General features: G+C 50.2%; 15 protein-coding genes. 5 read left to right on the plus strand and 10 right to left on the minus strand.

Annotation, left to right across the window (positions count from 1 at the left end):
• The first annotated feature begins 4 nt into the window (after positions 1-4).
• A complete protein-coding gene (locus tag LCH85_10250) occupies positions 5-1036 on the plus strand; it encodes a magnesium chelatase (GenBank protein MCA0352365.1) in 1032 nt (343 codons plus the stop codon).
• On the opposite strand, the gene LCH85_10255 is transcribed toward LCH85_10250, so the two are convergent.
• From LCH85_10255 to LCH85_10280, 6 genes are all read right to left on the minus strand, one after another.
• Positions 1030-1425 carry a hypothetical protein gene (locus LCH85_10255; protein ID MCA0352366.1) on the minus strand — a complete coding sequence of 132 codons (396 nt, stop codon included), beginning with the start codon at positions 1423-1425 and terminating at the stop codon, positions 1030-1032. The genes LCH85_10250 and LCH85_10255 overlap by 7 nt on opposite strands.
• A 13-nt stretch (positions 1426-1438) precedes the next feature.
• On the minus strand, positions 1439-2659 hold the full coding sequence (locus tag LCH85_10260; protein ID MCA0352367.1) for a phospholipase D-like domain-containing protein: 1221 nt from the start codon (positions 2657-2659) through the stop codon (positions 1439-1441).
• A 17-nt stretch (positions 2660-2676) separates the two neighbouring features.
• Positions 2677-3912, minus strand: coding sequence for a molybdopterin molybdotransferase MoeA (locus LCH85_10265; protein MCA0352368.1), 1236 nt, complete (start codon positions 3910-3912; stop codon positions 2677-2679).
• A 56-nt stretch (positions 3913-3968) separates the two neighbouring features.
• On the minus strand, positions 3969-4346 hold the full coding sequence (locus tag LCH85_10270; GenBank protein ID MCA0352369.1) for an aspartate 1-decarboxylase: 378 nt from the start codon (positions 4344-4346) through the stop codon (positions 3969-3971).
• A 128-nt stretch (positions 4347-4474) separates the two neighbouring features.
• Positions 4475-4696 (minus strand): hypothetical protein, encoded by a 222-nt coding sequence (locus tag LCH85_10275; GenBank protein MCA0352370.1) that lies wholly within the window; start codon positions 4694-4696, stop codon positions 4475-4477.
• A 38-nt stretch (positions 4697-4734) separates the two neighbouring features.
• Positions 4735-5403 carry an HAD-IA family hydrolase gene (locus LCH85_10280; GenBank protein ID MCA0352371.1) on the minus strand — a complete coding sequence of 223 codons (669 nt, stop codon included), beginning with the start codon at positions 5401-5403 and terminating at the stop codon, positions 4735-4737.
• 206 nt (positions 5404-5609) lie between these two features.
• Here LCH85_10280 and LCH85_10285 point away from each other — a divergent pair, with 206 nt between their 5' ends.
• Together LCH85_10285 and LCH85_10290 are read left to right on the plus strand one after the other, a co-directional pair.
• On the plus strand, positions 5610-6491 hold the full coding sequence (locus LCH85_10285) for a hypothetical protein (protein ID MCA0352372.1): 882 nt from the start codon (positions 5610-5612) through the stop codon (positions 6489-6491).
• Positions 6492-6494: 3 nt separating this feature from the next.
• A complete protein-coding gene (locus tag LCH85_10290) occupies positions 6495-7133 on the plus strand; it encodes a hypothetical protein (protein ID MCA0352373.1) in 639 nt (212 codons plus the stop codon).
• A gap of 17 nt (positions 7134-7150) precedes the next feature.
• Here the strand turns inward: LCH85_10290 and LCH85_10295 are convergent, their stop codons facing one another.
• Genes LCH85_10295 through LCH85_10310 form a run of 4 tightly spaced genes read right to left on the minus strand, consistent with a single transcriptional unit; the run spans position 7151 to position 9365 of the window.
• Entirely contained in the window at positions 7151-7696 is a 546-nt protein-coding gene (locus tag LCH85_10295) for a Globin-coupled histidine kinase (protein MCA0352374.1), read from the minus strand.
• 16 nt (positions 7697-7712) lie between these two features.
• Positions 7713-8090, minus strand: coding sequence for a roadblock/LC7 domain-containing protein (locus LCH85_10300; protein ID MCA0352375.1), 378 nt, complete (start codon positions 8088-8090; stop codon positions 7713-7715).
• Positions 8083-8658 (minus strand): ATP/GTP-binding protein, encoded by a 576-nt coding sequence (locus LCH85_10305; protein MCA0352376.1) that lies wholly within the window; start codon positions 8656-8658, stop codon positions 8083-8085. Before LCH85_10305 ends, LCH85_10300 begins: the two co-directional genes overlap by 8 nt.
• Before the next feature lie 8 nt (positions 8659-8666).
• Positions 8667-9365, minus strand: coding sequence for a DUF4388 domain-containing protein (locus LCH85_10310; GenBank protein MCA0352377.1), 699 nt, complete (start codon positions 9363-9365; stop codon positions 8667-8669).
• A 359-nt stretch (positions 9366-9724) separates the two neighbouring features.
• Here LCH85_10310 and upp point away from each other — a divergent pair, with 359 nt between their 5' ends.
• Entirely contained in the window at positions 9725-10345 is a 621-nt protein-coding gene (gene upp, locus LCH85_10315; GenBank protein ID MCA0352378.1) for a uracil phosphoribosyltransferase, read from the plus strand.
• 6 nt (positions 10346-10351) lie between these two features.
• Entirely contained in the window at positions 10352-11332 is a 981-nt protein-coding gene (locus tag LCH85_10320; protein ID MCA0352379.1) for an NAD-dependent epimerase/dehydratase family protein, read from the plus strand.

An 11332-nucleotide genomic window follows, 5' to 3' on the forward strand; every position in this document is an offset into this window, starting at 1 on the left:
CCTCATGAATGAGCTTTTGCCCTATCCACTGCTCGGAATTGTCGGCCAGCGTGAGCTTAAAACAGCGCTCACCTTAGCCTTGGTCAATCCAGCGGTGGGTGGGGTTTTGTTAAGTGGCCCCTATGGCGTTGGCAAAACCACCGCCGTGCGTGGCTTGCTCGATATTATGCCCTTGGTCAAACGGTCGCGCTGCGAGAATAATTGCCCCCCCGATGACGAGAGCGATCTTTGCCCAACCTGTCTTGATTTTTTGGCACGCGGTGAGTCACGGCTCAAAGATGATCTGATGCGCTTAATCGAGCTACCCCTCAACGCTCGGTTAGAAGACGTGGTTGGTGGTTTAAACGAGCGGGTCGCAATCGAACAACAGCGGGTGGTGCTTGAAGAAGGAGTTTTGGCGCGGGCAAATCATAATTTGCTGTATGTTGATGAGATTAATTTGCTTGATCACGCTGTCGTCGATGCGATTCTCGATGCTGCGGCGCAAGGCCAAACCTTCGTGCGCCGTGGGGCAATGGTCAAGCTTTATCAGAGTCGCTTGATTTTAATTGGCTCGATGAATCCTGAAGAGGGTCGGCTGCGCCCGCAAATTTTGGATCGGTTGGGCTTGCGGGTTTGGGTTGGGCCGCTGCCAAACGCCCGCGAACGCTTAGAAATTTATCGCCGTGCAATCGCCTTTCGCCAAGATCGCACAGCTTTTCGCATGGCCTACGCCCAAGCAACCACCCAATTACGCCTCGATGTGCTCAAAGCTCGCGAATTATTACCTAAAGTTCACTTAACCAAAACTGCTGAACGCTATGCCATGCAGGTCATTACCCAATTGGCAATCCCATCACATCGCGCCGAAATCGTATTGCTTGAGGCGGCGCGGGCGCGGGCGGCGGCTGATGATCGGGTTCGCGCTACCCCCAACGATATCAAAGCAGTCGCGCCGATGGCCTTGCGCTGGCGACAAAGCCCACATTTGAGCGATTTTTTGCAGCAGCATGAAACTGATGAGCACTTGATCGCGCAAGCCTTGCAACCTCAATAATAAACTTCACGGCCAAAAAAGGCCTGCACATCGCGCGAATTCATATAGGCCAGCACAACCACATTCCACAACATGCCGCCCCAAGCCCAACGTTCACCCAATATCCCATCCAAAATATAGCTGCCAATTGAAAGATAGGCGCTGCCAATCACCACCCACCACATGACCCGCCAGCCTTGGAAGAGTGCCAAACCCATCATTACTTGAAAACATGCGGTCACAATCAGTAAAAACGGATCGTCAGACAAAATAAATTGTTCAAGGAATGCTGGCACTCGTCCATACAAGGCGACTGCAACTTCCAACATTGCAGTCAAAACATAGCCAATTGCAATCACCGTAATCAAAAATGGGCGACCAAAGGCTAAAGATTCGTTGCGTTTGAGCATGCTTGCTCCATTTCTACAAAATTGGCCATAACGGCGAGAGCACCAACTCGGCGGCTTTGGTATACCATGGGCGCTTAATCCATTCGGCCAAGGTTAATTCACGGGCATTAGCCATATCGCAGGCAAAAATTTCTTGCATGCGTTCAGCAAAGGCGGCATTATAAATTTCTAGATTGATTTCATGGTTGCCCGCTAAACTCAGCCGATCAAGATTGGCCGTGCCAACCGTTGACCAAATTCCATCGATTGTAGCGGTTTTGGCATGAATCATGGCATTTTCGTAAAGAAAAATTTTAATCCCATGGCGCAGACAAAATTCAAAATAATGCCGTGCCAGCCAATCGGCCAGCACATGGTTCGATTCTGCTGGAACCAAAATGCGCACATCAACTCCGCGCCGCGCGGTCATTACTAAGGCCTCTAAAATCGCCCGATCAGGAATAAAATAGGCATTGCTAATGTAAACAAAGCGTTCAGCTCGTTCAATTGCATCAAGATACATCGAACGAATTGGAAAAACCAAGCGGCCAGCGTCGTTGCGCTGTACCCGCACTGTGGATTGCCATTCCAACTCGAGGTCGATGTGCAAGCGCGTTAGGCGGCGACGATAGCGGTTCCACTGCGAAGCAAACATTTCGGCCAAATTGCGCACAATCGGGCCACGCACCTGCACATGGGTATCGCGCCACTCAGTGCGATACAATTCACCCAAATTGTAGCCCCCAATAAAGGCTACTTCGTTATCAACAACCAACAGTTTGCGATGGTCACGCGCATACGAACCAATATCGAAAATCTGCGATAAACGCGGAAAAGCCGGATAGCTCAACAGTTGAATTTCGGGCGGAAATTTTTTGAATTTGCGCGGAACCACCAAATTAGCAAATCCATCGATAATTACATACACGGCCACGCCGCTACGAGCTTTGCGCAATAAGGCTTCACGAAATTTGTGGCCTAAATCATCGCCTTTGAAAATAAAAGTTTCGAGCAAAATCAGGCGCTGCGCCGATTCAATCGCTTGCAGCATGGCCGGAAACAGCTCTTCGCCCGACATATACAACTGAAATTGATGGCGTTCGTCGCTGGTTGGTGGCAGGCTAATGCGCGGATAGCGTTGATAGCGTGTTGGTCGCCATTTGCGCACACCAATTAACAACAATGCCAAGCTCACTTGGAGCACGAGAATAACCACCAGCATTGTTATCAGATCTTGAAACGACTCAAACGGCATGCGCTACGCTCCCTCAACTAGTGCAGTTCCCCAAATAACACAACTTCGGCCATTTCACCACGATTAATGCCCTGCCCTGCTTCGGGCACAATCAGTAAACCATTGGCTCGCGCCATCGAGCTAACCAAACCCGAACCTTGTGCCCCAGTTAATTCAGCGGTTAAGCCAGTGGCGCTGCTTTTAACGATCACCCGCAGATATTGACGACGCTCGTTACTTTCCAAATCGGCATCAAGTAACTTCGCCCAAACGCTTGGGCGGAGCAATTGTTGATATCCGCCGATCTTCCGCAACGCTGGCCGTACAAATAACTCAAAACAAACCATGGCCGAAACTGGATTGCCAGGCAAGCCAAAAATTGGTTTGCCATCGATCGAGCCAAAGGCCAAGGGCTTGCCTGGACGCATACGCACTCGCCAAAATTCCAATTTGCCCACTTCGTTCAAAATTTGCTTGACCAAATCGTAATCACCAACCGACACACCGCCAGAAGTCAATAATACATCGGCTTGGGCTACAGCTTGCGCTAAAGTTGCTCGCAAGGCAGCAGCATTATCGGGCACAATCGGCAACATAATTGGAATTGCCCCAGCTTCACGCACTTGGGCGGCGTTAGCATAGCCATTCGAGTTGCGAATTTGGCCAGCCTTTGGCTCAACGCCAACATCAACCAATTCATCGCCAGTGGCAATAATCGCTACCCGTGGTTGGCGAAAGACTGGCACTTGGGACGCGCCAATGGTTGCCAAAACCCCCATACTGCCAGGATTAATAACTTGACCAGCCGCTAAAACCAAGCTACCAGCCTGCATATCCTCGCCAGCAGGCCGAATATTATTGCCATGCTGGGTTGGCTGGAACATGCGCACAACCTCAGTTTGGGCATTAGCTTGGCCTTCATCGGTTTCTTCAAATGGCACAACTGCCTCAGCATTGGCAGGCACTTGCGCCCCAGTCATAATCCGAATCGCGCTACCAGCTCGCAATTGTTGTTGCGGCACAGCGCCCGCCGCCACCCGCTCGATAATCTGCAACGCCACTGGATTGTCAGCGCTGGCAGTGTTCAAATCAGCGACCAACACCGCATAGCCATCCATGGCCGAATTGGCAAAGGGTGGGGCATCGCGGTCGGCATAGATTGGCGCGGCCAGCACGCGACCTAAGGCAGTAGTTAATTCGATCGATTCGCTGGCAAGGGTGGTCATGCGCTCAAGAATCGCCGCTTGAGCATCAGCAACAGCAAGTAGAGTCATAAAAAAGGCCATGGATGGGTCGCAAAACCCAATCCATGGCACACTCCTCGCAACAACTAGCGACCACCAACCGGCAACAAAGCCTTAACCTCGGTAATCGCGTTTTGTTCATCCACAAACACCACGGTTGGCTCCCACTCTTCGGGCTTAGCATCAACTTGGGCATAGGCCATGATGATCACCAAATCGCCAACATTGACCAAGTGCGCCGCAGCACCGTTGAGTTGAATCGTGCCTGAGCCACGTTCGCCCACGATTGCATAGGTTTCGAGGCGTGCTCCATTATTGACATCGACTACCTGAACCCGTTCAAACGGCCAAATTCCGGCTGCTTCCAACAGATCCTCATCAATGGTTATCGAACCAACATAATTGAGGTCTGCACCAGTTACGGTTGCCCGGTGAATTTTGGCATGCACGAGGGTACGAATCATCGTTGATTACTCCTTAGTTTGGTCGCCGCTGTTCATCCCATCGATCAACAGTCGCCGCCATAAACCATGATACGGCTGTGATTGGCCGAACGCAAGTGGCTTTAGCAAATACACTATCAGAAATCAACCTACTTTTGTGGGTTGGGATAGCGCTCAAGCTTGCCATCAAGGTCGGCAATTCGTTCGCGCAATTGCTCAACCGTCAAGGTAGCACCATCATCGTCAGTTGGTAAGACAATTCCTTCGGCCTCAAGATCCCAATTTTGTTCGAGGCCTTCTAAAGCTCGCGCCAATTTACGGCGTTCCGAGAGCCATTCCTTGCGATACATACGATTTTTATATTGTGGCATACAATCCTCCAGAAGTTGAGATGTTGTTATTGTACCATTCAGGCTGGTTGCGCCAACCACGCAGGCAGTTCACTCAGCTGATTCAAAATGGCCAGTGGTTGGGCGGCAGTTAATGTTGCCAGATCATGGGTGCCAGTCGTAACTGCCAAACTAGCAACGTGGGCGTTGTGACCAAGCGTAATATCATGGGTGGTATCGCCAATCATCAAGGCTTGGGTTGGATTCAGCCCAAAATAGGCCAACGTTTTAGCCAGCATTTCGGCATGGGGCTTGGGTTGGCTGACCGAATCGTTGCCCATCAGCAAATCAAAATAGTCAAACAAGCCAACTTGTTGCAGCACTGCGCTACTCACAGGCGTGATTTTCGAGCTAGCAATCGTCAAACGATAGCCTGCTGCTTTAAGTTGATCGATCGTTTCGGCCACGCCTGCAAACAAGCGACTGCTTGGAATCGCAATTTCACGGTAAATCGTGCGATAACGCTCGGTCAAAATTCCATAGTTTTCAGGCTGAAAATCAGTCAAGCGCTCCCAAAATACCTGCAAAGGCAAGCCAATCCATGGAGCCATCTGGCTATAGGCCGCAGTCGCAAAACCATGCTCAGCCAGCACTTGATTCACGGTATCCACAATCCCTTGAGCCGAATCGACCAAGGTTCCATCTAAATCAAAGGCCAACAATTGAAATCGCTGGGTAGTTGTAACCATCACCTGCTCCTAGTTAGGCGCATCATCCAAAAAATAATTATGCAACTTTCGGCCAATTTCGCAAATTGCCTATGCTTGCATGCGAAAAATCGCCATGGTTTGTATCTAATACAGTGAGTGAATAGATTTACCAGCTATGTTCTGCATAGCATCCATTCCACAAAGGCTGGAAGTCTTCACCCAAACTAGCCTTTGTGGAGTTACCAATGCGTTATCTGGGCTTGAGTGGCCGGATTCTCAAACGCCCTGATTTGCAAGCACCCAACCAGCAGCAGTTAAGCCAATGGGTCTTGTATCTTTATGATGTGCTACGCTATCTTGAACAACAACAGATTCATTGTTATCGCTTGCCTGCTTGGCCATACGAATTGCTCAATACCTGGCCCGAAGCCGCCGAACAATTCCAATTAATCGGCAATTATGCCCAACAAGCCAACATTCGCCTAACCTATCATGTGCCCAGCAATGTGCTGCTCAACAGTCATGATCCCCAAATTCGCCAATATGCGCTGAATTATCTCACTAGCGCCGCAGCCTATTTAACCAATTTGGGTAGTGATGATCCAGTGATCGTGGTGCATATTGGGGCGCAATATGGTGATCGAGCGAGTGCCTTAGCCCAAAGCGTCGCCAGCTTGCAACAACTTGAGCCAGCAGTAATCAATGTTTTAGCCCTTGAGGCCGATGGTCGGGTCTGGAGTTTGCTCGATGCTTTGCATATTCATGCGCAAACCAGCATTCCCGTAATTTTCGATTGGCTGCATCATCAACTTTACAATCCAGCACAATTGAATGATGCTGAAGCCTTAAATTATGCTTTAGCAACTTGGCCAGTTCAGCGCAAGCCCAAAGCGCATTTTAGCTCACCGCGAACCGAAATTCGGCTTGGGCAGCGCCAACAACTGCTATTGCCAACCTGGCATGAACACAGCGATTTGGCCAATCCATTTGAATTGATTAGCCTGCTGCGCCTGCCATATCAGCGCGAATATGATCTGATGCTTGAGGTTAAAGCTGGAGATTTGGCAATTGAACGGGCACGCAACGATTTGCAACGCTTTGCAGCTGAGATTTCTGATGTGGAGTAACGTATGCCTGAGGCCAACACACCTGTTTTAGTCGCCGTTTTGAATAACCACGCCGATTGGCAGCGAATTCAACAAGAGCACTGGTATCGTGTTCCGCTGGCCCATGCTCCGCGCCGGATGGCGGCTGGCATGTTGGCATGGTATCAAACCAAAGCCTTTGGTGCTGAGGGTGGTCAAATTCGCTGGTATGCGCCAATTGCGCAGGTGAGCCAAGCCACGCGCAGCCAACTCATCCCTGAGCAACCTGAGCATCCGCGTGCCCACGAACGTTATTGGCGGCTTGAAGTTGGAGCCTTGCAAGCATTGCCTCAGCCAATTATGGCCCAGCGCTTTCGGCGCATTACCTTCATCAGCACCAACTGGCAACAGCTAATTCATGCCAAACAGATCAGCGATCTCTGGCTAGGCGATAGCTTGCTTGAACAACTGAGTCAACAATTAATCAGCGAGGGCATGAACGTCGTGCGGCGGCGCTTACACGATGGTAACACGCCGCCACAGGGCACATTTGTACTTACCCCACTGCTCAATCAGATAGAGGTAAGCATTGGCGAACAGCGCTTACGCCTCGATCACGACGATTTAATTTGGGATTTTGCAGGTTGTCTGACAAATATTCGAGCGTTGCAACAGCGCAATTGAGGAAAGCCCAACCAAATTTATTGACCAGCCAGCAGCAAACGGGCTAAGCGCTCACCACCAACCAAATCGGCCAAGTGCGACAATTGATTATCTTCGTAGGCTTGATTAAAGAGGGCAACATCGAGGGCTAACACCTTGCGAAATGCCGTCATAGCCTTGGCGGGGTCGCTACTGGTGGCAGCAACTTGCTCACCAAACGGCATAATCACATCGAGCATGGCCAAAGGATAACGCACAGGCAAGCCAATCCGCACATGAATTTCGCCAATTTTCAAACGTTGTTGCGCATAGGCTTCATCATAATTGCCGCGAAACAGATCGCTAAACCACATACCAAGCATCCCGGTTAAGCGTTCGACCGACACCCCATCGAGATATTCGGCAGTGGCGGCGTGCCCCAACAAGCGTTTGTAAAAAGCATCGGTGAAGGCGGTGGTTTGTGCTTTAGCGCCATCGTGCAAACTGCCAAGTAATTGCGCTTCAGCAGCCGAAACATCCATCATTTTTACCAACTCGGTCAGAATGGCGGTTCCCTTCACGCTCCAACTTTGACGATCTGCCATGAGCTACCTCCTTGAATTAAGCGGTCATCAGTTCGGCGATGGCCCGACCTGTTTCACGAGCTTCAATCCGAATCATGCCCAAATTGGCGTGTTGGCGCAGAATAATTGCTAGAATCATCTGAGCAGCCACCGGCATAACCAAGAGATAGCCACTTTCGGCATTGACAATTGCCTCATTGGCTTTACCAATTTTCAAATCGTTGACCACGCGGGTGGTAACCCCCATCATGGTTGCGGCAATTGCGCCCATGCGGTCGGCATTCACATCCGCCGACATCCGTGAGCCAATTAAAATCCCATCGGAGCTAATCAATGCAGCCCCGTTAATATCATTACCGTTATTTGTGACAAGTTGGCCTAAAATAGTATTAATTTGTTCCGAACGACTAGCCATGAGAATGCTCCTTGTTATTTTCAGAGGAGGAGGATGAATCTTGGGCTAAAACGTCGATTCGATCAAGCAAGGTACTGATCACATCGCTCACTGAGGGGTAATCGGTGGCAACGCAAGCGAGGATCGGAATATCGGTTGGTAGTCCCAAGCGGCGGCGAATATACATTGGCGGCAAGGCCCCGGGTAAATCTTGTTTTGTGGCGGCAACCACAAATGGCACAGGGGTCATCTCCGCAAAACGTTCCAACACCACAATCGTCTCGTTAAAATGGGCAGGTCGGCAACTATCAACTAAAACAATATAGCCCAAACAACCTTCGGCTAAAATTTCCCACATAAAATCAAAACGTTCTTGACCTGGCGTGCCAAATAAGAGCAAGCGTTGTTCGGCATCAATGCTCAAGGTGCCGAAATCCAAACCAACGGTTGTATGATGTTTGAGTTCTTTCTCCTCGGCGTGGGTCACGGGAACATCAGTATCGACCACATCGATTTCACTGACGGTACGAATAAATTGCGATTTACCCGCCGCGTATGCTCCCGTGATCACAATTTTATAATTGACCATTGTCACTCCTACGCACTGGCGCTGGTGCGACGCAGCCGCGCTTTGATTGCTTGAACCAACCCACGCACCCGATTCTCAACCATATGCTCAGGGTTAGGAGCCATCAAAACTGGGCTAAGCGAACGCTGAGAAACAACAATCTCGCTACACACCTCCACCAAATTCAAGGCGATCAAACGATGCAGCACTTTGAGGGTTTGATCGTAATTCCAGCCTGTGGCTTCGACGAGTTCGGCCACACTTAATTCTTGCACCAACTGGCTCAAAATGCGCCAATCTTCGATGGTTAGGGTAATATCGCTGGCTTGCCGCAACATTGGCACTAAGCGTAGGCGTGAAATTGGTTGCAGTTTGGTCGTGCCTGCCAAACGTTGCGGTTGATCACGGCGGCGCAAGCCTTCGATAATCAGCCAATCGATCGAACGTTGAATTTGCACCGACACCGACTCTTGCGGGTTGGGTGGCAAAAAGACAAATTGGGCATCATCCCAGGCCAACATATCAAACACGGCTTGTTCGCCACACGCAACTCGTTCGTGGGCATTCTGGGTCACCACCCCTGCATTGATGATCGCACCATCGAAAAACCACAACATCGCCTTGAATGGAGCATTCGCAATCAAAAGACGACCGGTTTTGCGCCCGTGATGAAATACATGCATCAAGTCAATTAATGGCATATCAGCAAAATTACCTTCAAGCGCCATAGCCGTCTCCTTTGTGTGCGGTACAAATGGTCGATGTTGTCAAGGATTTGTCCAAATAATGTCAATATGATATGTAGATGGAACAAAATATTTTCTATTAGGCGTTATTGCAAGCATCGACGTTAGAAAAATGACAACACTATTATGGTCGCAACTGGATGCATCCGTCTATGATATGCCAATACTCTTTAGTGCTATGCAGGGGTAAGGCTAGGGTTGGGATGGAAGTACTAGAAGACGTTTCCACAGAGAGGAGTGAAAGTGCAATGTGACGGGTTGATTTAACCACGCCTAAGAGGGGTTTGTCAAGATGGGATACAATAACCACGATCTGCTGTTTTTTAGTATGAGGTTGTGTTATGGGCTTGCATGTATCGTCACATCCATTGGTGTTACATAAATTGGCTTTACTACGCCGTGTAGAAAGCGAACCGAAGAAATTTCGCGAATTGGTGCGGGAAATTTCGCAATTTTTGGTCTATGAGGCGACGGCAGATATGCCACTCGCACCCTATACTATTCAAACACCGCTCTCAACTATGCAAGGTCATGCCATCGGTGCCCGCATTGGTTTGATTCCGATTTTACGCGCTGGACTGGGCATGGTCGAGCCAGTTATCGACCTTTTGCCAACCGCCCATGTATGGCATTTGGGTCTCTATCGCGACCACAACACGCTTGAGCCAGTCACCTATTACAATAAATTGCCAGCTCAGCCAGATATTGATGTCTGTTTGATTCTCGACCCAATGTTGGCAACTGGCGGCTCGGCAGTTGCTGCAGTCGATATTTTGAAGGCTTGGGGCGCAGCCAAAATTAAATTCTTGGGGTTAATCGCCGCACCTGAAGGGGTAGAACGCTTGCAAACTGCTCACCCCGACGTGGAGATTCATTTGGCAGCGCTTGATGAGCGATTGAACGAGCAAGGCTATATTGTGCCAGGCTTGGGCGATGCTGGCGACCGCCAATTTGGGACGTAGCTTACAATGCGAATCTTAGTCACAGGAGCTACTGGTTTTTTAGGTGCGCACACCGCGTTGGCTTTGCAAAAAGCTGGGCATACGGTATTGGGCTTGGGTCGCCGCTGGGAGCAGGTTCCACACCTGCTGAGCGCTGGCATTCAGCCAATCAAGGCCGATCTGCGCGATCGCGCTACGCTGATTGCGGCCTGTGCTGGTTGCGATGTGGTGGTGCATAGCGCGGCACTTTCGGCTCCTTGGGGCAGTCGCAGCGATTTTCAAACCATTAACGTTGATGGTACAGCCAATGTACTAGCTGGTTGTGCTGCGCAGAAGGTCGGACGCTTGGTGTTTATTTCATCACCAAGCGTTCTTTCCAATGGCCGCGATCAGTTTGATTTGCTGGATACGCTGCCTTACCCAGCACGGCCAATTTCGCTGTATTCGGCCAGCAAACAGCAAGCAGAACAATTGGTGCTCAAGCATTCTACGCCCAGCGTGATTTTGCGGCCTAAGGCAATTTTTGGCGAGGGCGACCAAGCCTTATTGCCACGGATTATTGCCGCCGCCCGCGCTGGCCGCTTACGTCAATTTGGCAATGGTCAAAATTTAGTTGATTTGACCTACGTTGCGAATGTGGTGCATGCAATTGAGTTGGCATTAACCGCTCCGGCAGCGCTTGGCAAGTGTTATACAATCACCAATGGCGAACATCCCCAGCTCTGGGCGGTGATTCGGCGGGTGTTGGCTGAATTGGGTTTGCCTAGCCAGTTGCAGCCAATGCCCTTGTCGCTAGCCTTAGCCGTGGCACGAATTATGGAAAGCATCAGCGTGCTAACCCGACGTGAGCCATTATTGACGCGCTACAGTGTGTTGGCGCTGGCCCGCAGCCAAACTCACTCACTGGTTGCCGCCCAACATGATTTGGGTTATCAGCCGTTGGTCAGCCTTGAAACGGGGATTCAACGCACCATCGCCGCGCTTAAACAACCAACCAAGGGAGTTTAA

The organism is Chloroflexota bacterium (genome assembly GCA_020161265.1).
Classification (GTDB): Bacteria; Chloroflexota; Chloroflexia; order Chloroflexales; family Herpetosiphonaceae; genus Herpetosiphon.